The sequence below is a fragment of the Pseudothauera rhizosphaerae genome (assembly GCF_004801305.1).
Taxonomy (GTDB): Bacteria; Pseudomonadota; Gammaproteobacteria; order Burkholderiales; family Rhodocyclaceae; genus Pseudothauera; species Pseudothauera rhizosphaerae.
The window spans coordinates 214,013-237,562 of record NZ_SSOD01000001.1 but is presented as its reverse complement, the minus strand read 5'-3'; the positions used below and the strand labels follow the sequence as shown (position 1 = coordinate 237,562).

13 protein-coding genes and 1 pseudogene are annotated in these 23,550 nt (G+C 65.9%); 6 read left to right on the top strand and 8 right to left on the bottom strand.

What is annotated here, in order from left to right; all coding sequences use genetic code 11:
* Window positions 1-72: 72 nt before the first annotated feature.
* The 8 genes and pseudogenes from E6O51_RS01135 to E6O51_RS01100 all read right to left on the bottom strand — a co-directional run.
* A pseudogene (locus E6O51_RS01135) lies at window positions 73-4,764 on the bottom strand (calcium-binding protein); the annotation flags it as partial.
* A gap of 1,203 nt (window positions 4,765-5,967) precedes the next feature.
* Window positions 5,968-6,645, bottom strand: coding sequence for a hypothetical protein (locus tag E6O51_RS01130; RefSeq protein ID WP_136383127.1), 678 nt, complete (start codon window positions 6,643-6,645; stop codon window positions 5,968-5,970).
* Between the two features lie 12 nt (window positions 6,646-6,657).
* Window positions 6,658-6,897, bottom strand: a complete 240-nt coding sequence (locus E6O51_RS01125) for a hypothetical protein (protein WP_136383126.1) — start codon at window positions 6,895-6,897, stop codon at window positions 6,658-6,660.
* Between the two features lie 15 nt (window positions 6,898-6,912).
* Complete coding sequence (locus E6O51_RS01120) at window positions 6,913-7,611, bottom strand: hypothetical protein (RefSeq protein ID WP_136383125.1); 699 nt, start codon at window positions 7,609-7,611, stop codon at window positions 6,913-6,915.
* Window positions 7,612-7,636: 25 nt separating this feature from the next.
* Window positions 7,637-8,896 (bottom strand): glycosyltransferase family 4 protein, encoded by a 1,260-nt coding sequence (locus E6O51_RS01115; protein WP_136383124.1) that lies wholly within the window; start codon window positions 8,894-8,896, stop codon window positions 7,637-7,639.
* A gap of 235 nt (window positions 8,897-9,131) precedes the next feature.
* Entirely contained in the window at window positions 9,132-10,547 is a 1,416-nt protein-coding gene (locus E6O51_RS01110) for an HlyD family type I secretion periplasmic adaptor subunit (RefSeq protein ID WP_136383123.1), read from the bottom strand.
* A 2-nt stretch (window positions 10,548-10,549) separates the two neighbouring features.
* A complete protein-coding gene (locus tag E6O51_RS01105; protein WP_136383122.1) occupies window positions 10,550-12,688 on the bottom strand; it encodes a type I secretion system permease/ATPase in 2,139 nt (712 codons plus the stop codon).
* Between the two features lie 257 nt (window positions 12,689-12,945).
* On the bottom strand, window positions 12,946-15,336 hold the full coding sequence (locus E6O51_RS01100; RefSeq protein ID WP_136383121.1) for a molybdopterin-dependent oxidoreductase: 2,391 nt from the start codon (window positions 15,334-15,336) through the stop codon (window positions 12,946-12,948).
* Window positions 15,337-15,642: 306 nt separating this feature from the next.
* Here E6O51_RS01100 and groES point away from each other — a divergent pair, with 306 nt between their 5' ends.
* From groES to E6O51_RS01065, 6 genes are all read left to right on the top strand, one after another.
* A complete protein-coding gene (groES, locus tag E6O51_RS01095; protein ID WP_136383120.1) occupies window positions 15,643-15,933 on the top strand; it encodes a co-chaperone GroES in 291 nt (96 codons plus the stop codon).
* 19 nt (window positions 15,934-15,952) lie between these two features.
* The gene (groL, locus tag E6O51_RS01090; RefSeq protein ID WP_136383119.1) at window positions 15,953-17,590 is read left to right on the top strand and encodes a chaperonin GroEL; all 1,638 of its coding nucleotides are present in this window, start codon (window positions 15,953-15,955) and stop codon (window positions 17,588-17,590) included.
* A 68-nt stretch (window positions 17,591-17,658) separates the two neighbouring features.
* A complete protein-coding gene (locus E6O51_RS22160; protein WP_230976662.1) occupies window positions 17,659-18,501 on the top strand; it encodes a Fic family protein in 843 nt (280 codons plus the stop codon).
* A gap of 406 nt (window positions 18,502-18,907) precedes the next feature.
* The gene (gene fdnG / locus E6O51_RS01075; protein WP_136383116.1) at window positions 18,908-21,961 is read left to right on the top strand and encodes a formate dehydrogenase-N subunit alpha; all 3,054 of its coding nucleotides are present in this window, start codon (window positions 18,908-18,910) and stop codon (window positions 21,959-21,961) included.
* Window positions 21,962-21,970: 9 nt separating this feature from the next.
* Window positions 21,971-22,858 (top strand): formate dehydrogenase subunit beta, encoded by an 888-nt coding sequence (gene fdxH / locus E6O51_RS01070; RefSeq protein ID WP_136383115.1) that lies wholly within the window; start codon window positions 21,971-21,973, stop codon window positions 22,856-22,858.
* Window positions 22,855-23,475, top strand: a complete 621-nt coding sequence (locus E6O51_RS01065; protein ID WP_136383114.1) for a formate dehydrogenase subunit gamma — start codon at window positions 22,855-22,857, stop codon at window positions 23,473-23,475. Before fdxH ends, E6O51_RS01065 begins: the two co-directional genes overlap by 4 nt.
* Window positions 23,476-23,550: the final 75 nt, after the last annotated feature.

The window sequence follows — 23,550 nt, the reverse complement described above, 5'->3', positions numbered from 1 at the left end:
GCTCGGCTCGATGTTGCCGTAAGCCTCGCCCGGCCGGCGTTCGATCAGCAGATCGTGGCCGTCGCCCAGATTGAAGACGTAGGTGTCGTCACCGAACGAGCCGTAGAGCGTGTCGTTGCCGGTGCCGCCGGCCAGCGTGCTGGTGTTGTCGGCCCACGGGTTGCTGTAGGCCTCCAGCACATCGTCGCCCGCGCCGCCCAGCAGCGTATCGTCGCCCTGGCCGCGCAGGGTGTCGTTGCCCTCGCCACCGATCAGTTCGCCGCTGCCTTCGAGCAGGTCGTTGCCCGTACCTCCGTCGAGCAGGCCGTGGCCCTGCAACGTGTCGTTGCCGGCTTCGCCATGCAGTTCGTCAAAGCCGCCACCGCCGACCAGTACGTCATGCCCTTCGCCGCCATGCAGGGTGTCGCTGCCCCAGCCGCCATCGAGCACGTCGTCGCCGGCATCGCCGCTCAGCAGGTCGTCGCCATCGCCGCCGTACAGCGAATCGTTGCCCGCACCGCCGGCAAGCTGGTTCTGCCCGGTGATGCCGTACAGCACATCGTCCCCGTCACCGCCGCTGAGCGTGTCGTTGCCCCATCCGGCATCCAGGGTGTCGTTGCCGTCGCCGCCGCTCACCAGGTCGTCGCCATCCCCGGCATGGACTAGGTCATTGCCGGCGCCGGCATCGATCACGTCGTCGTCGGCGTGGCCCTGGATGGTGTCGTCCTGGGCCGTGCCCTCGATCGCCTTGAGCTTGATCGCTTCGAAGTCCCAGGTCGTGGTGCCGTCGAACACGAACTGTTCGATCGCCGTCGCACCCGCCTCGCCGGCCAGGTAGGAGAACTGCCCCTGGATGCGCAGCCGGTCGCCGGTGGCCTGGTTGAGCACCACCAGATCGGTGCCGTCGCGGCGCAGCAGCAGGTCGGCCGGAGCCACGCCGGTGAAGTGCACGCTGTCGCTGCCGGCGCTGTCGAGGATCGCGTCCTCGCCCCATCCGGCCGCGAGCAGGTACTGGTCGTCGCCGGCGCCGCCTTCCAGGCGGTCGTTGCCGCTGCCGCCGTCGAGCGCGTCGTCGCCGGCACCGCCCAGCAGGGTGTCGTCGCCGCTGCCACCCAGCAGCACGTCGTTGCCGTTGCCGGCGTTGATCAGGTCATCGCCCGCGCCGCCCTCGATCAGGTCTTCACCGTTGCCGGCGTGCAGGCTGTCGTTCCCGTCGCCGCCGTAGATGCTGTCGTCGCCATCACCGGCATGCACCACGTCGTTGCCGCCCAGAGCCTCGATCAGGTCGTTGCTGGAGTAGGCGTGGATCAGGTCGGCCGCCTCGGTGCCCGCCAGCGTCAGCAGCCGCAACTGCGCCGGGTCGATCACGGTTTCCAGGCCCTCGCCGTAGCGCAGGCGGATGCCGCTGAGCGGGATTTCGTCGCGGAAGAAGGCCGACAACGACAGCTTGTCATCGGGGCTGTCCGGGAAGGTGACTTCCAGGCTGGTGCCGTTGCGCCGGAACACCAGGGTCTCCAGCGGCAGGTCGGACAGGTAGATGGTCACCACGTCCTCATAGGCGTCCCGGATCACATCCTGCCCGTCCCCACGGGCGAACAGATAGCTGTTGGTGCCGGTGCCACCATCGAGCGTGTCGTTGCCCTGGCCGCCGGCGAGGAAATCGTCGCCCGCACCACCGATCAAGGTGTCTGCGCCGGCCCCGCCCCAGAGGCTGTCGCGGCCGGCGCCACCGTCCAGATGGTCGCTGCCTTCACCGCCAATCAGCGTATCGTCGCCGGCCCCGGCATCGAGCCGGTCATTGCCGTCGCCACCATCCAGATGATCGTTGCCTTCGCCTCCACGCAGGGTGTCGTTGCCGGCCTCGCCAAACAACTGGTCGTTGCCGACGCCCCCGTCGAGGGTGTCGTTGCCCTCGCCGCCTAGCAAGGTGTCGTTGCCGCCATGCCCGGCCAGGCTGTCATCGCCGCCCAGGCCGTTCAGCACGTCGTCGGTGGCATAGCCCACGAGCACGTCGTCGCCGGCCCCGGCTTGCAGCACCAGGTCCTTGACGTCCGCGATGGTCCAGACGGTGCCGTCGTGGAAGACGATCTCATCCACCGCCGTACCGTTCGCCGCTTCGCCGGCGAAGTAGTTGGTCAGATGGATGCTGTCGTCGGCCGAAGTGTGCAGCAGCAGGTGGTTGCCCACGCGCTTGGCGGTGACCGCGGCCGGGTCGATGCCGGCGCCGAACACCACGCGGTCGAGCTTGGCACCGGCCGCATCGGCAGCATTGTCGATCACGTCGTGGCCGTGCCCGGCTTCGAACAGGTAGGTGTCGCTGCCGCGCCCGCCGACCAGCGAATCGTTGCCGACACCGCCGGTCAGCGTGTCATTGCCGTCGTCCCCCATCAGCACGTCGTCGCCGGCCCCGCCGGACAACTGGTCGTTACCGCCCAGGCCGTGGACGCTGTCGTTACCTGCCAATGCGTCGATGGTGTCGCCCGCGGCGGTGCCGAACACCAGATCGTTCCCTTCCGTGAGGGAGGACGCGGTCAGAATGTTCAAAATCTGCTGCTGGCTCAGGCTGCTGCCGTCGGCGAAGCGGATCAGTTCGATGGCGCCGAAATCCACCGTGCCGTCGAAGTCGAAGAAGTTGTCGATGCGCAGCGAGCCCGCAGCGCTGCCGTCGGCGTTCTTGACGTGAATCCAGACCGTCGTAGCATTCCGCGAGAACACGAGGTCATCCAGGCCAATGCCCTCGCCAAACACCACCTGGTCCAGACCGCCGCGGTCGAGGATGGTGTCGTTGCCATGCTCGCGCGCAAAGTGGTAGCTGTCGCCGCCGGTGGAGCCATACAGGCGGTCGTCGCCCTCCAAGCCATAGAAGATGGTGCCGGCGCTCACACCGCTCAGCGTGTCCTTGCCGGACGTGCCGATGCGGCTGGAGAAGTCGAAGAACGGCGCCAGATCGGGGCTGGATGCGGCAACGGCTTGGAAAGCCGCATCGCGCTTGTCCCGATAGCTGGGTGAATAGGTGCCCAGATCGGTCAGCACCGTGATGACTTCCCGGATGCGATCGGTCTGGCCATCGGCGAGCAGCACGTTCAGCTTGCCTTGCAGTGCGTCCCAATCGACCGTGATGCCATGGGCGTCGGAGCCGAACGCGGACTTGATGATGTCCAGTTCCTGCGCGTATTCGGTCTGAACCAGAAGCTGCGCGGCCGTGAAGCGCTTGAACTCCAGATACTCGGCAACCAGGATCGGCGCGGCTTGCCCGTGCGGATTCGGGTCGCGCTCGCCCCAGCACCAGATGCCCATGTAGGGCCGGCCCACCAGGTTTTCCAGCGTCACCAACTGGCGGGCGTCCATCACGTGGCCATAAACCTTCTTCGGATCGCGGCTGTATGGGTCCACGTCGGCCGCGCCGGCCCAGCGGTAGATCAGGTCATCGAGCAGCGCGTCGCGGCTGGCGGTGTCGGTGGCCGACACGTACTGATTCAGCAGGTTCTTCAGTTCGGGGTCGAGCGCCATGGCTTGCCAGAGGTCGTGCACCTTGCCGAAGCCCTTGGCATTGGCGAGGAAATAGATGTCCGGCGTCAGTTCGATGGTGCCGCTGTTGACCCTGCTGGTCGCGTCCACCTTGAACCACACGTCGGCCGCGGTGGAGGCGGTACCGTCGGCCAGCATGACGGTACCGACCTGGCGGTGCTCATGGCCGTGGGCGTCCACATAGGTGGAGTTGCTATAGCCGGTGCTGATCGACACCACGCCGGCATCGGCCAGGCTCTGCAACTCGCCCACGTCGCTGATGCCGTTGCCGTTGAGATCGCGCCAGACCTGCAGCGTGGCGTAGGAGGCGTCCTGCGCGTCGATCACCCCGTCGCCGTTGTTGTCGTACTCTGCCAGCGCCTGGAAGCCGTTCTCGGCCGTCTCGCCGTTGTTCAGGATGCTGTGGTTGCCGAACAGTTCGGTACCGTTGCTGATGCGTCCGTCGCCGTTGCGGTCATGCACCAGCAACCCGTCGTCGGGGCTGACCCAGCCGGATAGCTCGCTCAGGCCATCGCCATCCAGGTCGAAGTAGCTTGAGCCCAGTTCCAGGGTTTCGATGCCGTCGCCGTCCAGGTCGATGACGATGGGGGAGGTGCGGGTTTCGGCTTCGCCAGTTTCGGGCTTTTCCTCTTCTTCCTCCTCCTCTTCTTCGCTCAAGACGATACGCAGGGAGCTTTTATCCTTGTCGTAATTGAGGATGGTAAGGCCACCATTGACGGTCAGCGTGCTTCCATTCAGCACATAGACGTTGCCGCCGCCGTAGTAGGTGTTCTCCGGGTCGTCTTCCTTCCGCGTTCCACCGGTCAGGAGCCGATTGCCGAGGACGACCTGACCACTGCCGGAAGCGTCATCCTCTACAACATCCTGTGCATCGACATAGTAGGTATCGAAGCCGGAACCTCCTCTCAGGACGTCCTGGCCTTCGCCGCCACGAAGGTAGTCGTTGCCTTCGCCGCCGTCGAGGGTGTCGTCGCCCCCTCCGCCGATCAGGGTGTCGTTGTCGTCGCCGCCATCAAGACGGTCGTCGCCCGCGCCGCCTTCCAGGTAATCGTTGCCCGCGTCCCCCGACAGCGTGTCGTTGCCGCCCATGCCATAGAGGCGGTCCGCGAGTTCTCCACCCGCTGCCGTATTGGCTTGCTCGTCGCCGAAGATGATGTGATGGCTTTCCAGGGTGGTGGGATTGACGCCGTCGATGTCCAGGGTCAAACCAGTAGCGAGATCCTGGTACAGGTAGTCGCCATCGACCGGCGTGGGCATCAAGCCGCCGAGACTGTTCAGGCGCTCGGTATAGGGGACGTTGCGCTGGTCGAACAGACTTTTCCAGGTCAACATCTCGGAACGGGCCTGTATCCACGATTCGGTGATCTGGCCGCTCCCGGTTTCGGGATCATACAGATCGAGTTCGCCGTTCTGGTTGGGTGCGATGCTCTCGAACGCCACGTAGCGCAACTGGCTCAGTGCATAGCGCCATGCCAGCCCTCCCGCATCGTCGGCCTGCGCGGCAGCAGCGATATCGGATACCGTGGAGGACAGCGCCTCGATGCTGCCGGCGTAGTCGGCCGGGGCGTCGACGCCCGCGGCAAGCTGCCCGGCATTCATCAGATGGCTGAGACCACCGCCCGTGCCAGCCGCAGGCATCGGGTTGTAGGGGTGCGCTCCGCCGCTGGTCCGGATGTTCCACAACTCCTCCATCTTGGCCTGCCCCAAGTTGATGAAGGTCACATAAAGGGCATCCTTGAATACTTGGGGCAGCGCGGACCAGTCGTCGCCATAGGCATTCTTCGACTCGAACCAGGCATCGGCCTCCCGGATGTAGAGCCCGTAGAGCTTGGCGGTGAGGCCGTTCGTGGGGTTGATCAGATCGGCGACGAGGCTTGGATAGTCGTTCAGGTAAATTTCAAGCCCCAAGGCCGGTTCGCTCGCCGCGTAGGTCTGTACCAACCGGATTGCGGTCCAGATCTTGAAATTGGCCGGCCCGACGTCCATCAAGACGGGGTTCAGCACCTTCTGATAGAGGCTCGAATCGGTATCGCCGTCGGTGTCGATCCAGGGCAGAAACGGATAGGCAGCATAGTTTGCCGCCCATTCGTCATGCGTTCGAGTTGTTTGCAGGGCTTCCGCGTGCAACTGCCGCCATGCTTCAATGGGCGGCGTCCCGACCACTCGTGCAGCCAACAAACTCGCCCAAAAATCTATGCCTGCGCCCGACGCCGAAGTGATCGACGAGCGCGCGAACTGATCCAGGGCATCGTCTTGCCATGCATGGGAGTAATAGCTGTTTGCTTCCTCCGCCATGGCGCCGGCAATAGCGGTGGCGGAGACGCCAAGAATGCTTGCGGTACTCGTTATGTGAGGAGATACCAATGGGTCTGAAATATAGGTAAGCGCAGCCGAGCCATACTGGATGCCTTTCCCTGTTGAAAAATAGGAAATCTGGAAACTCATGGCAATTCTCCTGGATCAGTAGAGGGTTCTGCACATTTGAACGAACCATTGCGGCTCGATCTGACGATAGGCACAGGTGTCGCGCTCCACATCGGGTGGTTCGTTGTTCAGCGTGGGGAAAACGCGTTGGTGGCTATGTCTGCCCAAGTGATCTATTGGACCAATCAGGATGCCATCCTCGATTCGAGGGGCGACAGGCATGAAAACAAGATCCTTCCATACCACATTGTGATAAAACCTCGTATCGAGTGGTCGGATGGCCAGGGTGCGGTACTTGGCGGCCTCACGCCAGTTGGCCACGATTCCCTTATCGCGTTGTCGCGCTTCCAGTGAATAGGGGTTTGGCAGCCACGTTGGGCTTATCTCTATCAAACGTTTCACGCCAGCCCGCTTAAAGAGTTCGGGTGTATCGCCCAGTTTCCTCCATTCGCCGTGCTGAGTCCCCGGCGGTGGCACATAATTTCGATAGCGACGTACCAGCTCTTCGATATCTGCCCGATGTTCGTAAAAATGGGTGATCAATTCCTCGTCGGGCGGCAGTGTGTTGATGCGTAGTGGCGGGGTAATGGCGAGCAGGAATAGGACGCGTATGACCCAAATGCCAAGCACGGCAAGAATCAGGGTGACGCCCCATCGCAGGATGCGCGGCCGTTTTCTCTTGGTTTCTGCACTTTGTATTATTTTATTGATCATCTCAAATTTCACTCATCCGATCTCAAGAATGTTTTCGAGCCTGATGTCAAACGGGAGGCGATCACGTGAATGTGTGTAATAACTGTTTGCTCCCGCCGTCATCGCGTCGGCAATGGCGGTGGCGGATACGCCAAGAGTATTTGCGGTATTCGTGATGTGAGGAGATACCGATGAGCCTGAAATATAGGCAAGCGCAGCCGAGCCATACTGGATGCCTTTCCCTGTTGAAAAGTAGGAAATCTGGAAACTCATGGCAATTCTCCTGGATCAGTAGAGGGTTCTGCACATACGAACGAACCATTGTGGTTCGATCTGGCGGTAGGCACAGGTATCGCGCTCCACATCGGGTGGTTCGTTGTTCAGCGTGGGGAAAACGCGTTGGTGGCTGTGTCTGCCCAAGTGATCTATTGGACCAACCAGGACACCATCCGCGATTCGAGGGGCGACGGGCATGAAAACAAGATCCTTCCATACCACATTGTGATAGAAGCTCCTGCTATCGAGTGGCACGATGGCTACGGTGTGGTACTTGGCCGCCGCACTCCAGCCGGCCACGATTCCCTTACCCTTATCGCGTTGTCGCGCTTCCAGCGAATAGGGATCGGGCAGCCACGTTGGGCCTATATATTTCAAACGTTTTACGCCAGCCCGCTTGAAGAGTTCTGGTGTATCGCCCAGTTTCCTCCATTCGCCGTGCTGAGCCCCCGGCGGTGGCACATAACTGCGATAGCGGTGCACCAGTTCTTCGATGTCCGCCCGATGCGCGTAAAAATGGGCGATCAACTCCTCGTCGGGTGCCAGTGTGTTGATGCGTCGTGGCGGGCCGGTGAGCAGGAGCAGGGTGTATATGACCAAAATGCCAAGCACGGAAAGAACCAGGTTGATGCCCCATCGCAGCATGCGTGGCCGTTTTCTCTTGCTTTCTGCGCTTTGTATTATTTCTTTGATCATGTCAATTTCACCCATGCGATCTCAAGACTGTTTTTCTTAGTCACGATATCTCCTCAATCTGGTGAACTTTGGCCTGAATAGTGGCGAAAGAATGACCAAGCAGCCGTTCCATCTCCGTCAGATACCCCCGGATACCTTTGTCAACCGAATAGTCCCGCACGCTACGCCGTGCCCGCTCCCTCAGTCCATTGCCGTCCCGCGGGTCGGCCAAGGCGTGCAGCATGCGTTCCACCAGCGCATCCCCATCAAAGAAATCCACCAGCCACCCGTTGTCCCCATGGCGGATGACCTCGCGCACCGGCGCGGTGTCCGAGGCGATGACCGGGCAGCCGCAGGCCAGGGCTTCGAGCAGCGACCAGGAAAGGACGAAGGGATAGGTGAGATAGACGTGCGCGGCGGAGACCTGCAGGGCGCTGCGGTAGGTGGCGTAGGGCACCTTGCCGAGGAAGTGCACGCGGGCGGGATCGACGGGGTTTTCCCGCAGCAGCTTGGTGCGCCAGTCGGGGGCGTCTTTGGGCCGGCTGCCGTAGCTGACGTCGTTGCCGCCGATGACCACGATCTGGCAGTCGGGGTGGGCTTGCAGCAGTTTGGGCAGGGCGCGCATGAAGCGGTGGAAGCCGCGGTAGGGTTCCAGGTTGCGGGCGACGTAGGTGATTACCGGGTCGCCGGCTTTGAGTTGCCGGCCGTCGGGCAGGGTGAGGACGGCGTTGGGGTTCGGCCCCAGGTTGGCGGTGTCGATGCCTTCGTGGATGACGCGGATCTTGTCGCGGTAGGCGGCGGGGTGCAGGCCGTGCTGCCAGCGGGTGGGGGTAACGCCCAGGTCGCAGTTTTCCAGGTTGAGCAGGTGCAGGGCGTTGCGGCTGTGGATGGCGGCGGCGCTGTGCAGGGCCAGGGGGAATTCGGGGTCGAAGCCGGCGTCGGCGCCCTGGGTGCGGTAGTAGTACTCGCAGAAGTGGATCAGTGGGGTGTGTGGGAAAGCCTGCTTGAGGTAGAGGGTTTCGCCCCAGCCGGGGTGGGCGATGACGAGGTCCGGGCGGTAGCCTTCCTGGCGTTGCAGGTCGAGCAGCAGACGCAACACCTGCTGGCCGTGCAGCACGCCTTCTTCGAAAGTGCGGGCGTAGGGGTGGGTGTTCTTGCCGGCGCGGCGGTGCGGGCGGTAGCGGTGCAGGCGGATGCCGGCGAGGCCGGGCGCCTGTTCGCGGCCGATGGCGCGCACGTGGATGCCGGGCTGGCGCGCCAGGTGGGCGGCCAGGTGGCGGAACTGGCCGGGGAAGTTCTGGTGGATGAAGAGGATGTTCATGCGGCGGGTTTGCTTTGTGTGCGGTTTCTTCATTGGGGGTACGGATTCCGTAGGCGCCAGCGCCTCGGACTCCACCCCCTCGCGCCCCTGCGGGGCGCCCCCCTCTCCCCGACCCTCCCCCGCGAGGGGGGAGGGAGATTGCCGCCCGGTCGTAGGGGGCAACTCCGACAAACTCCTCTCCCGCCTCACCGGATCTGGGGCCAAGTCCTTCTCCCCTTGCAGGAAGGAGCTTGTTTCAGCGTTCGGCCAGGCTTTCATCGACGTATTGCTTGAGTGGGCTGAGGAAGTAGTCGATGACGCGGCGGCGGTCGGTCTTGACTTCGGCGCGCACGGCCATGCCGGGGGAGAGGGCGATGTCCTGGCTGCCGACGCGGATGCGGTCCTGGGCGAGCTGGATGCGGGTGCTGTAGACCAGCCCCAGGCGCTCGTGCTCGATGGCGTCGCTGGAGATGCTGAGCACGGTGCCGGGCACCACGCCGTATTTGGTGAAGGTGAAGGTCTCGACCTTGATCTCGACTTCCTGGCCTGGGTAGACGAAGCCGATGTCCTTGTTTTCCAGCAGGGCTTCCACTTCCACCGGCTGGTCGCTGGGCACGACCACCATCAGCGGCTGGGCTTCGGTGACCACGCCGCCGGCGGTGTGGATGGCGAGTTGCTGCACGGTGCCGTCCACCGGCGCGGTGAGGCGGGTGAGGCGGTCGCGCTGTTCGGCCTTCTTGAGTTCCTGGGCGAGGCTGGCGGCGCGCTGGTCGGCTTCGTGCAGCAGGTCGAGCATGGCGCGGCGGTTCTGTGCGAGGATGCCGTGGCGCTGGCGTTCGGCGGCGCTGCGGGCGGCGGTGAGTTCCACTACCCGGGCCTGCTGCACGGCCAGTTCGCGTTCCTGGTCGAGGCGGGCGCGTTCCTTTTCCAGCCAGGCGTGCTTGGCGATGAAGTTCTTGTTCGTCAGGTTCTTGTAGTCGTCGGCCAGTTGGCGGGCGATGGGCAGGGATTCCTGCAGTTTGGCGACCCAGGCGCGGGCGGCCTGGATTTCCGCCTGGCGCTGTTCGATGGCGGCGTCGCTTTGCGACAGCAGGCTTTGCAGTTCCAGGTACTGGCCTTGCAGCCAGCGCTGGGCGGCTTGCAGGCGTTCGCCGTTGACGTGGGGAATGAGCGTGGCGAGCGAATCGGGTTCGCGCCCGTGGGCAATGGCGTCGAGCAGCGCACGGGCGCGGGCGCTGTCGATTTCGGCGGCGATCAGGTCGTTTCCGAGGCGGTCCACGTCGGCACCCGTCATGCTGGCGTCCAGTTCCACCAGAAGGTCGCCGGCCCGCACGCGCTGGCCGTCATACACGTGGATGGCCTTGACCACGGCCACTTCGCTGGGCTGGATGAGCTTGCTCTTGCCGCTGGGCACGATGCGCCCGGTGGCGGTGGCGACCACGTCGATGTGGCCGAACCAGGCCCACAGCAGGGCCAGCACGGCGAAGGCCATGATGGTCCATTGGATGAGGCGGGGCGCGGGATGCACCGGGGTGTCCTGCAGCGCCAGCGCGGGGGGCAGGAACTGCGCCTCGTGGGCGAAGCGCAGCGGCGCGTCCATGGTGCGGCGGCGTTGCCAGGCATGGCGCCAGGCGGCGGCGTAGCGGCGGAGCAGGTCGGTCCGGGCGCCCATGGTCAGCCGTGCTGCAGCCGGTGCAGGCGGGTGTAGTGCCCGGCCTGGTGGGTGAGGAGTTCGGCATGGGTGCCGCATTCGACGATCTGCCCGCGCTCCATGACGATGATGCGGTGAGCCTCGCGCACGGCGGACAGGCGGTGGGCGATGATGATGACGGTACGGCCCTGGCAGATGGCTTTCATGTTCTGCTGGACGATGCGTTCGGATTCGTAGTCCAGCGCGCTGGTGGCTTCGTCGAAGATGAGGATGCGCGGGTTGCCCATCAGCGCGCGGGCGATGGCGATGCGCTGGCGCTGGCCGCCGGAGAGCGAGGCGCCGTGTTCGCCGACCACGGTGTCGTAGCCTTCGGGCAGTTCGAGGATGAAGTCGTGCGCGCCGGCGAGCTGGGCGGCCTGCATGACCGTTTCGACGGGGGCGCCGGGATCGGTGAGCGCGATGTTCTCGCGGATGCTGCGGTTGAACAGCATGTTGTCCTGCAGCACCACGCCGATCTGCCGGCGCAGGGAGGAGACGTCGGCCAGGGCCAGGTCCATGCCATCCACCAGCACGCGGCCGCGCTCCGGGGTGTAGAGGCGCTGGATCAGGCGGGTGAGGGTGCTCTTGCCCGAGCCGGAGCGGCCGACCACGCCGATGATCTCCCCCGCTTCGATGGTGAGGCTGATGCCGCGCAGCACTTCCGGGCCGTCCGGCCGGTAGCGGAAATGCACCTGGTCGAATTCGACGCGGCCCTTGAGCGGCGGCAGGGTGCTGCGGGTGTTCTGCGCGGCTTCGGTGCGGGTGTTGAGGATGTCGCCCAGGCGCTGCACCGACACGCCGGTCTGCTGGAAGTTGGTCCACAGTTGCGCGAGCCGCATGATGGGCTGCGCGACGCGGCCGGCCAGCATGTTGAAGGCGATCAACTGGCCCACGGAAAGATGCCCTTCGATGACCAGCCGGGCGCCCAGCCACAGCGTGGCGACGGTGACCAGCTTGCCGACCAGGCCGACGCTTTCGTTGGCGAGCGTGGACAGCGTTTGCGTCTTGAAGCTGGCCGCCACGTAGGCGGCGAGCTGGTTGTCCCAGCGGCGGTTGATCTGCGGTTCCACCGCCATGGCCTTGAGGGTGTCGATGCCGTTGATGGTTTCCACCAGAAAGGCCTGGTTTTCCGCGCCGCGGTTGAAGCTTTCCTGCAGGCGGGCGCGCAGCAGCGGGGTGATGAAAAGCGAGATGACGAAGTACAGGGGGAGCGAAAGCACCACTACCAGGGTCAGCCAGCCGCTGTAGAAGAACATGACGGCGATGAACACCACGGAGAACAGCACGTCCAGTACCAGGGTGATGGCGTTGCCGGTGAGAAAGGCGCGGATGTTCTCCAGCTCGCGCACGCGCGCCACGGAGTCGCCCACGCGGCGGGCCTGGAAGTAGGCGAGCGGCAGGGTGACCAGATGGCGGAACAGGCGCGAGCCCAGTTCCACGTCGATGCGGCTGGCGGTGTGGGCGAAGACGTAGCTGCGCAGGCCCGAGAGCACCGTTTCGAACAGCATCACGCCCAGCAGGCCCAACGCGATCACGTCCAGGGTGGTGAGGCCGCGATGCACCAGTACCTTGTCCATCACCACCTGGAAGAACAGCGGGGTGAGCAGGGCGAAGAGCTGTAGCGCGAAGGAGGACAGCAGCACTTCGCCAAGCAGCTTGCGGTACTTGACGATGGCGGGGATGAACCAGGTGAAGTCGAAGCGTGCCAGATCGCCGGCCAGCGAGGCTTCGGAACGCACCAGGATCAGTTCGCCGTTCCAGCGCGCGTTCAGCGCGGCGAATTCGACGACCTCGGGGCGCTGCGCGGCGGGGTCGTGGATCAGCGCCTTGTCGCCGTCGATGCGGGCGATGATGAAGAAGCGGCCGTCGTGGCCCAGCGCGATGGCCGGCAGCGGGCTGTGGGACAGGCGTCCGGCGGTGCTGCGCACGGGTTTGGCCTTGAGCCCGAGTGCGCGGGCGGCCAGCAGCAGTTCGGCCTTGCCGAAGGGCTGGCCGGACTCGGTGTATTCATGCGCGAGTTGCTCGGGCGCAGCGGCGATCTTGTGGAAGCGCGCCAGCATGACCAGGCAGGCGAGGCCGGTGTCGGGGGCGTCTTGGTCGTGCTGCGCGGGGTCGTTTGCCATCGTCTTCCATGCATGAATGAAACGGCGTGCCGGTGCGCCCCCGCCGCTGCGCCGTGAGGCACAGACTGTCCATTCAAGATGACGTTTGGCTGTCGGTCAATCTTGTTTTTCAGTCGAAGAGAATTTCACGACGCCAAATGGATATGCCGATCGCGCTATATGGCGAGCAGAGGGATGCAGGTGTTTCAGGCCATCCGTGGCGATCGATCCGTCGATGGTCGTACGTGGCCGGTGGCGGCGAGAACCGGCTGCGGGACTCAGCCCATCCGGCGCGGCGGATCGAAGGCGCTCAACTCGGGCACCGGGCCGGCGTGGCGTTCCACTTCCACCAGGCAGGTGTGGGCGGTGCAGCCCTGGCCCAGGCGCGAGCTGCCCACGTCGCGGGTCAGCACGTTGGGGTTGCCGTGCTTGTCCAGGTTGGCCGGGTCGTGGGCGCCGGGGCGCAGCGGGTCGTACCAGGCGCCGGTGGACAGGCGCGCCACGCCGGGCATCACCGCCGCGTCCAGGCGCGCGCCGGCCAGGCAGGCGCCGCGGGCGTTGTGGACGCGTACCAGGTCGCCGTCGGCGATGCCGCGCGCGGCGGCGTCGGCGGGGTTGAGGTGGATGGGCTCGCGGCCGGCGATCTTGCTGGCGCGGCTGGCCGGGCCGTGGTCGAGCTGGCTGTGCAGGCGGGTGGCGGGCTGGTCGGAGATCAGGTGCAGGGGATACTGCCGCGCGGCGGCGGCGCCCAGCCATTCGCCCGGTTCCCGCCACACCGGGTGGCCGGGGCAGTCGGCGTAGCCGAACCCGGCCACGGTGGCCGAATGCAGTTCGATGCGTCCGCTCGGCGTGGGCAGCGGATGGGCCGTGGGGTTGCGGCGGAAGTCGGCCAGCAGCAGCACCGGCGCCTGGGCTTCGATCTCGCGCAGGTCCAGCCGGCCGGCGGCGCGGAATTCGGCGTAGGCCGGCCAGCGGCTGCCGCGTTCGGCAGCCCGCTGAGCCGCTTCGCCATACAGGTGGGCGAGCCAGGCGGCGGCGTCGCGGCCTTCGGTGAAGGCCTCCGCGATGCCCAGCCGTTCGGCCAGAGCGGCGAAGATGGCGTAGTCGTCCCGCGCCTGGCCGGGCGGTTCGACGATGCGGCGGGTGGCCGCCAGCACGGGTTCGCGGGTGGCGAACGCGATGTCGTCGCGCTCAGGCGCGGCGGTGGCCGGCAGCACCAGGTCGGCCATGCGCGCGTGGGCGTTCCAGAACTGTTCGTGGGCGATGACCGTCTGCGGCCGCTTCCAGGCGCGGACCAGGCGGTTCAGGTCCTGATGGTGGTGGAAGGGGTTGCCGCCGGCCCAGTACACCAGGCGGATGTGGGGGTAGGGCTGGCGCTTGCCGTTGTAGTCGAAAGGCTCGCCGGGACGTTCCAGCATGTCGGTGAGGCGTGCCACCGGGATGAAGGCGTCTACCCCGTTGCGCCCCTGGGGCAGCGTGGGGCCGGGCACGCGGGCGTGGGGGCTGCCCATCTGGTTGAGGGCGCCGTAGGCCAGGCCGAAGCCGCCGCCGGGCAGGCCGATCTGGCCGAGCACGGCGGCCAGCGCGATGGTGGCCCAGAAGGGTTGTTCGCCGTGCTCGGCGCGCTGCAAGGCCCAGGCGCAGTTGATCAGGCAGCGCGTGGCGGCCATCTCGGCGGCCAGCGCGCGCAGCCGCGCCGCCGGCACGCCGGACAGGGCCGCCGCCCACTCGGCGTCCTTGGCCACGCCGTCGTCGGCGCCGAACAGATAGGCCCGCCAGCGCTCGAAGCCCACGCAATGGCGGGCGAGGAAGTCCTCGTCGTGGCGGCCCTCGGCGATCAGCGTGTGGGCCAGCGCCAGCATGACCGCGGTGTCGGTGTTGGGGCGGATGGGAATCCATTCCACCGCGTGGGCCGGGGCGTCCAGGTTGTCCGCCACCGGGCTGAAGTTCACGAAGCGGCAGCCCGCCGCGGCCAGTGCGGCCAGGGCGGGGCGCAGGCGGTGTTCGAGGGCGCCGCCGGCTGCCACCTGGGCGTTCTTGGCCGGCACGCCGCCGAAGGCGACGAAGAGCCGGGTGTGGGCGGCGAGCACGTTCCAGTCGCTGTGGCTGGCCATCAGCTCGTCCATATCCATGACCACGTGGGGCAGCAGTGCACGGCCGGCGCCCAGGCTGTAGCTGTCCACGTGGCGCACGTAGCCGCCGAAGCAGTTGAGGAAGCGGTGCACCTGGCTCTGGGCGTGGTGGAAGCGCCCGGCACTGGACCAGCCGTAGGAGCCGCCGAAGATCGCCGCGTTGCCGTACTCGCCGCGCACGCGGGAGAGTTCGCGCGCGGCCAGGTCCAGGGCTTCGTCCCACTCCAGTTCGACGAATTCCTCGGCCCCGCGCCGTGGGCGGTCGTCGTCCGCGGCGGCGCGAGCCGGATCGCGCAGGCGTGCCAGCCAGCCGGCGCGCGCGGCCGGGCGCAGCACGCGCAGGGGCGAGCGGTAGGCTTCCAGCATGCCTTCGCCGATCAGGGAGGGGGCGGGGTCGCCGGCGTCGGGGAGCAGTTGGGGCGCGGCGGGCGTGCCGGCGGCGCGGTACAGGCCCCAGTGGAAGGCGGTCAGCCGGGCATCCGCCGCGGGAGGGGCGCCGTGGGTGTCGTTGGCGGTGTGCTGGTCGGTCGGGGGCATGCCTGTCAGGGGAAAGGAGGCCGGCGGGATGGGGCCGCGCTGCTGCGTCGGGCGCGACTTTGCCGGTAACGGGTTGGCGGGCCAACCAATCTATTCTGCGGAGCATTTCGCCGTCCGCGCTCGTATATCAAGCAGCGTTCTACGCAATTCAGAATTTCTCGATTAGGTCCGGGGCCGTGCTGCGCTAAGGTGTGCGGCCTTGGCACTCGCCGGTTGCGAGTGCTAACAGGCGCGGGTGGAGATTCCGCCGCGCCGCTTCCCAAGACCTCCGCGCCGCTCGGCGTGCTCAACGATGGAGAATTCGACATGGCCCTGCGCCCCCTGCACGATCGCGTGATCGTCAAACGGCTGGAAGCCGAACGGACCACCGCGTCCGGCATCGTCATCCCCGATTCCGCCGGCGAGAAGCCCGACCAGGGCGAAGTCCTGGCCGTCGGCAACGGCAAGATCCTCGAAAACGGCCAGGTCCGTCCGATCGCCCTGAAGAAGGGCGACAAGGTGCTGTTCGGCAAATACGCCGGCCAGTCCGTCAAGGTGGACGGCGAGGAACTGCTGGTGGTGCGCGAAGAGGACATCTTCGCGGTGATCGAGAACTGAGAGCAAAAGGGAGACACAGATGGCAGCCAAACAAGTACTGTTCGCTGACGACGCGCGCGCCAAGGTTGTGCATGGCGTCAATATCCTGGCCAACGCGGTCAAGGTGACCCTGGGCCCCAAGGGCCGCAACGTGGTGCTGGAGCGTTCCTACGGCTCGCCCACCGTGACCAAGGACGGTGTGTCCGTGGCCAAGGAAATCGAACTGAAGGACAAGTTCGAGAACATCGGTGCGCAACTGGTCAAGGAAGTCGCTTCCCGCACGTCCGACAACGCCGGTGACGGCACCACCACCGCCACCGTGCTGGCCCAGGCCATCGTGCGCGAAGGCTTCAAGTTCGTCGCCGCCGGCTTCAACCCGGCCGACCTCAAGCGCGGCATCGACAAGGCCGTCGCCACCATCGTCGAAGAACTGAAGAAGATCGCCAAGCCGACCACTACCAGCAAGGAAATCGCCCAGGTGGGCGCCATCTCCGCCAACTCGGACGCCGACATCGGCCAGATCATCGCCGACGCCATCGACAAGGTGGGCAAGGAAGGCGTGATCACCGTGGAGGACGGCAAGAGCCTGAACAACGAGCTGGAAGTGGTGGAAGGCCTGCAGTTCGACCGTGGCTACCTCAGCCCCTACTTCATCAACAACCCGGACAAGCAGGTCGCGGAAATCGACAACCCCTACATCCTGTTGTTCGACAAGAAGATCTCCAACATCCGCGACCTGCTGCCGGTGCTGGAACAGGTGGCCAAGGCCGGCCGGCCGCTCTTGATCATCGCCGAGGACGTGGAAGGCGAGGCGCTGGCGACCCTGGTGGTGAACACCATCCGCGGCATTCTCAAGGTGGTGGCCGTGAAGGCGCCGGGCTTCGGCGACCGCCGCAAGGCCATCCTGGAAGACATCGCCATCCTCACCGGCGGCCAGGTCATCGCCGAGGAAGTGGGCCTGACCCTGGAGAAGGCCACCCTGGCCGACCTGGGCCAGGCCAAGCGCATCGAGGTGGGCAAGGAGAACACCACGGTGATCGACGGCGCCGGCAGCGTGGACGCCATCAAGGCCCGCGTGACCGCCATCGACGCCCAGATCGGCGCGGCCACCAGCGACTACGACCGGGAGAAGCTGCAGGAACGCAAGGCCAAGCTCGCCGGCGGCGTGGCGGTGATCAAGGTCGGCGCGGCCACCGAGGTCGAGCTGAAGGAGAAGAAGGCCCGCGTCGAGGACGCGCTGCACGCCACCCGCGCCGCGGTCGAGGAAGGCATCGTGGCCGGCGGTGGTGTGGCGCTGCTGCGCGCCCGTTCCGCCATCACCAGCCTGAAGGGCGACAACCACGACCAGGACGCCGGCATCAAGATCGTGCTGCGCGCGATCGAGGAGCCCCTGCGCCAGATCGTCGCCAACGCCGGCGACGAAGCCTCGGTGGTGGTCGCCAAGGTGCTCGAAGGCAAGGGCAACTTCGGCTACAACGCTGCCACCGGCGAGTACGGCGACCTGGTGGAGCAGGGCGTGCTCGACCCCGCCAAGGTCACCCGCTCCGCGCTGCAGAACGCCGCCTCGGTGGCCTCGCTGATCCTCACCACCGACGCCCTGGTGGCCGAGCAGCCCGACGACAAGCCCGCGCCGGCCCTGCCGCCGGGCGGCCCGGGGGGCTTCGGCGGCGATTTCTGACATCGATTGATAGCTTTGCCCGGAGAAGCAGGAAAAGGAACAGCCCGCATGTTGCGGGCTGTTCCTTCATGGAAATCACCCCTGGCAAACCATTGGGCGAATTCACCGTATCTCCGCAGTCGGGCTGGCGCAGAATTGGCCGCGAGATGGTGCCCGGCGAAATCGCGCTGATCGAAGGCGGTTCTGCCCTTGTTGCGAGCACCACCGCGTGCGACGATGCCACCCATGACACCCCAACAGATTCACCGGATCGATCAGCGACTCAAGGAATGGCGCGCTCGCCACGCGGACGCGGCCAGCCTGCGCGCCGCCTATCGGGCGAAGGTGCTGGAGTTCACGCTGAACTCGATGGCGCTGGAGAACGAACAGGTGGACCGGGAACGGGTACAGGCATGGCGGACTCGACCCAGCCGCTAGACGCCACCCGCGCACTCGCCAGTTCGGAGGGCGTACTCACCTACACCGAGGTATCCGAGCGGCTTGCCGCCAAGGTCGCCGACTGTATCGACGAATTGCTCGATGCCGAGCCTGCCGCCATGGAGTTCTCGGCGGACTGGCTGCGCGACGTCCATCGCCGCGTTGCCGGCGACCTGTTCCCCGATTGGGCCGGGCGTTTCCGCACGACCGCCGTGCAAGTCGGCACTCATACCCCACCGTCCGCCCACGACGTGCCCGTGCGCGTGCGGGACTTCTGCCTCGACCTTGAAGAGCGGTTGCGGCATGTCGATAACGCCGAATCCATCGCGGAATTATTCATTCGCCTGGGCCGACTGGCGGTTCCAGTGGATTCATCCGTTCAAGGATTTCAATGGCCGGGTTGGGCGCATTCTGCTGGTCGCGTTGGCCTTCAGATTGGGATTGCCGCCCATGGATCCCGCAGGCAACGCAAGAAAGAGGCAGAAGTATTTTGAAGCGCTGCGTACTGCGGATGCGGGCGACTTGCGGCCATTGGCAGCAATCTGGCTGGGCAGGCTCTGAAGTGTAAGGTGTAAGCGATACCAACCCATTTCCGCTCTGAGCCGCCGCACGGTTCGCCGTCAGCAGAAGGCCGGATGCCCCACGGGCATCCGGCCTTTTTCGTCGGTGCGGCAGCAGGGCCATGCCGTCCCCGAAACGGGGTTCTCGGCGTGGGACAAAATGTCCCATTCGACCTCTTGATCGGGACATAAAGTCCCAGCAGATATGCTGTTGCGTTGCAGCAAAACCATATCCCTATTGGAGTAGTGGTCATGGTCCGGAATTTGCTGTCCACAGCGACGACAGCACCTTTGGAGTGGCCGGTCCGGTCTACGGGTAGCTGGAGAGGGGGTTATAAAAATGCACGTCTCACGACGGCAGTTCTTTAAGATTTCGGCGGCGGGTTTCGGGACTTCCAGTCTGGCGGTGCTGGGCGCTGCGCCCTCCGAGGCGCGCGCCGAGGTGCGCCAGTACAAGCTGGCGCGGGCGCGGGAAATCCGCAACATCTGTACCTACTGTTCGGTGGGCTGCGGCCTGCTGATGTACAGCCTGGGCAGCGGCAGCAAGAACGCCCGGGCGGAGATCATCCACATCGAGGGCGATCCCGACCACCCGGTCAGCCGCGGCGCGCTCTGTCCCAAGGGTTCGGGCCTGCTGGACTTCATCCACAGCCCGAACCGCGTCAAGTACCCGGAAGTGCGCGAACCCGGCAGCAAGGAATGGAAGCGCATCTCCTGGCACGAGGCCGTCGAGCGCATCGCCCGCCACATGAAGGACGACCGCGACGCGAACGTGGTGGCGAAGAACGCGGACGGCGTGCCGGTGAACCGCTGGCTCTCCTGTGGCGTGCTGACCTGTTCGGCCGCCTCCAACGAAACCGGCATCCTGACGCAGAAGGTCATCCGCGCGCTGGGCGTCGTCGCCACCGACACCCAGGCGCGCATCTGCCACTCGCCCACGGTCGCGGCGCTGGCGCCCTCCTTCGGGCGCGGGGCGATGACCAACAACTGGGTGGACATCAAGAACGCCGACCTGGTGCTGGTGATGGGCGGCAACGCCGCCGAGGCGCACCCGGTCGGTTTCCGCTGGGCCGTGGAGGCCGTCAAGCAGCGCGGCGCCAAGCTCGTGGTGGTCGACCCGCGTTTCAACCGCACCGCCGCGGTGGCCGATCTCTACGTGCCGATCCGTGCCGGCACCGACATCGTCTTCCTTGGCGGCGTGATCAACTGGCTGATCGCCAACGACAGGATCCAGAAGGAATACGTCCTGGCCTACACCAATGCCAGCTCCATCATCGCGGAGGGCTACGGCTTCGAGGACGGCCTGTTCTCCGGCTTCGACAAGGAACAGGGCCGCTACGACCGCAGCACCTGGAACTACGAGTTCGACGCCGACGGCAAGGTCAGGACCGACCCCACGCTCCAGCATCCGCGCTGCGTATGGAACCTGCTCAAGGCCCACTACGCCCGCTACACCGAGGACGTGGTCGCCAACCTGACCGGCAGCCCCAGGGAAGGCTTCCGCAGGATCTGCGAACTGCTGGGCGCAACCTCCGCGCCGGACAAGGTGGCCACCGTGCTCTACGCCCTGGGCTGGACGGAGCACACGGTGGGCGTGCAGAACATCCGCACCATGGCCATCATCCAGTTGCTGCTGGGCAACATCGGCATGGCCGGCGGCGGCATCAACGCGCTGCGCGGCCACGCCAACGTGCAGGGCATCACCGACCTGGGCCTGCTTTCCACCAACCTGCCGGGCTACGTCCCGCTGCCCAGCGAAAAGAACCATCCGACCTTCGCCGACTACGTCAGGAAGGTGACGCCCGCGCCGCTGCGCGACGGCCAGCTCAACTACTGGAGCAATACCTCCAAGTTCTTCGTCAGCCAGCTCAAGTGGTTCTGGGGCGACAAGGCGACGCAGGAGAACGACTGGGGCTACGACTGGCTGCCCAAGTGGGACAAGCTCTACGACACGCTGCACCTCACCGAGCTGATGCAGCAGGGCAAGATGAACGGCCTGATCGTGCAGGGCTTCAACGCCATGGGTTCGTTCCCGGATTCGAACCGCGTGGTGCAGGCCTTCTCCAAGCTCAAGTACATGGTGGTGATCGACCCCATCGCCACCGAGACGGCGAGCTTCTGGCAGAACCACGGCGCATCGAACAACGTGGATTCCTCGCAGATCATGACCGAGGTCTTCCGCCTGCCCTCCACGCTGTTTGCCGAGGAGGACGGCTCCACCGTCAATTCCGGCCGCTGGATGCAATGGCACTTCAAGGGCGCGGAGCCGCCGGGCGAGGCCAAGCCCGACCTGGAATTCCTCGCCGAGCTGTTCCTGAGGCTGCGGGAGATGTACGAGAAGGAAGGCGGCAGCGTGCCCGAGCCGATCCTGAACCTGGCCTGGCCGTACAAGGATCCGCTCTCGCCCTCTCCCGAGGAGCTGACCAAGGAAATGAACGGCCGCGCGCTGGCCGACGTGGTGGACGCCAAGAGCGGCGCCGTGCTGGCGAAGAAGGGCGAGCAACTGGCCTCCTTCGCCCACCTGCGCGACGACGGCAGCACCCTGTGCGCCTGCTGGATCTACACCGGGAGCTGGACCCAGGCGGGCAACATCATGGCCCGGCGCGACAACACCGACGTGGGGCTGGGCAACACGCCCGGCTGGGCCTTCTCCTGGCCGGCCAACCGGCGCGTGCTCTACAACCGCGCCTCCTGCGACCCGTCCGGCAAGCCCTGGGACCCGAAGCGCAAGATCATCGGCTGGAACGGCGAACGCTGGACCGGCGGCGATGTGCCGGACTTCAAGGTGGATGCCGCGCCGGGCAGCGGCATGGATCCCTTCATCATGACGGCGGAGGGCCAGGCGCGCCTGTTCGCGGTGGACAAGCTGGCCGACGGCCCCCTGCCGGAACACTACGAACCGATGGAGTCCCCCATCGGCACCAATCCGCTGCACCCGGAGGTGGTCACCAGCCCGACGGTGCGCCTCTTCAAGGGCGAGAAGGAGCGCCTGGGCACCTCGGCGGAGTTCCCCTACGTCGCCACCACCTACCGCCTCACCGAGCACTTCCAGTTCTGGACCAAGCAGGTGCGCCTGAACGCCATCGCCCAGCCCGAGCAGTTCATCGAGGTCGGCGAGGCGCTGGCCAGGGAGAAGGGCATCGCCGCCGGCGACACGGTCAGGGTCAGCTCCAAGCGCGGCCACATCGAGGCCAAGGCCGTGGTCACCAAGCGCATCAAGGCGCTGACGGTGAACGAGCAGACCGTGCACCAGATCGGCATCCCGGTGCATTGGGGCTGGGAAACCCTGGCGAAGAAAGGCTACCTGACCAACGTGCTGACCCCCGCCGTGGGCGACAGCAACACCCAGTGCCCGGAATACAAGGCCTTCCTCGTCAACATCGAGAAGGCATGAGGAGATGACATGGCTCTGCAATCGCTCGACATCCAGCGCCGTTCCGCCACCACCACGCCCCAGCCGGGTGCGCGCAACCCGGTGGAAGTGGCCAAGCTGATCGACGTCACCACCTGCATCGGCTGCAAGGCCTGCCAGGTGTCCTGTTCCGAGTGGAACGACATCCGCGCCGAAGTGGGCAGCAACATCGGCGTCTATGACAACCCCATCGACCTCGACGCCAAGGCGTGGACGGTGATGCGCTACAGCGAGGTGGAAGAGAACGGCAAGCTCGAATGGCTGATCCGCAAGGACGGCTGCATGCACTGCAGCGACCCCGGCTGCCTCAAGTCCTGTCCCTCGCCCGGCGCCATCATCCAGTTCAAGAACGGCATCGTCGATTTCCACCAGGAGAACTGCATCGGCTGCGGCTACTGCGTCACCGGCTGCCCGTTCAACGTGCCGCGCATCTCCAAGGACGACGGCAAGGCCTACAAGTGCTCCCTGTGCTCGGACCGCGTCGCCGCCGGCCAGGAACCCTCCTGCGTCAAGACCTGCCCCACCGGGGCGATCAGCTTCGGCAGCAAGGCGGACATGAAGGAGGTCGCCGCCCGGCGCATCGCCAACCTCAAGGAGCGCGGCTACGCCAACGCGGGGCTGTACGACCCGCCGGGCGTGGGCGGCACCCACGTCATGTACGTGCTGCACCACGCGGACAGGCCGGAGCTGTACGCCGGCCTGCCCAAGGACCCGTCCATCAGCCCGCTGGTGGGCCTGTGGAAGGGCGTCGCCAAGCCGCTCGCCACGCTCGCGCTGGCCGGCGTCGCGCTGGGCAGCCTGTTCCACTACGTGGTCAAGGGGCCCAACGAGATCTCCAAGGAGATCGAGGACGAAATCGAGAAGGAGGACGCGCAATGATCCGCGATCCGAAAGACCTGCAACGCTACACCGCGTCCGAGCGCGCCAACCACTGGGTGGTGGGCATCTGCTTCATCCTGCTGGCGCTCTCCGGGCTGGCCTTCTTCCATCCGGCCTTCTTCCCGCTCTCGCAGTTCTTCGGCGGGCCGGTGTGGGCGCGCATCCTGCACCCCTTCATCGGCGTGGTGCTGACGATCTCCTTCCTCGGCCTGTTCTTCCGCTTCTGGAAGCTGAACAGGATCGGTGCGGCGGACCGGGAATGGCTGAGCCGGGTGGGCGAGATGGTGAATGGCGACGACCACGGCATGCCGGAACAGGGCAAGTACAACGGCGGGCAGAAAGTGATGTTCTGGGCACTGGCCGTCTGCGTGCTGCTGCTCTTCGTCTCCGGCATCCTGCTGTGGCGCGCGTACTTCAGCTTCCCGGTGGACGCGGTGCGCCTCGGCGCCGTGGTGCATGCGGCGGCGGCGGCGCTGATGATCGGCTTCATCCTCGTGCACGTCTATGCCGCCATCTGGGTCAAGGGCACCATCCGCGCCATGTGGTACGGCACGGTCACCCGCGCCTGGGCCAAGCAGCATCACCGCGGCTGGTATCGGCAGGTGACGGGCAAGTGAGCCGCTTCTGAGCCACGGTGCCGGGGCGGCGGCGCGCCGCCCCGGCACCGGCCCTCATCACCGGATAGCGGAGAC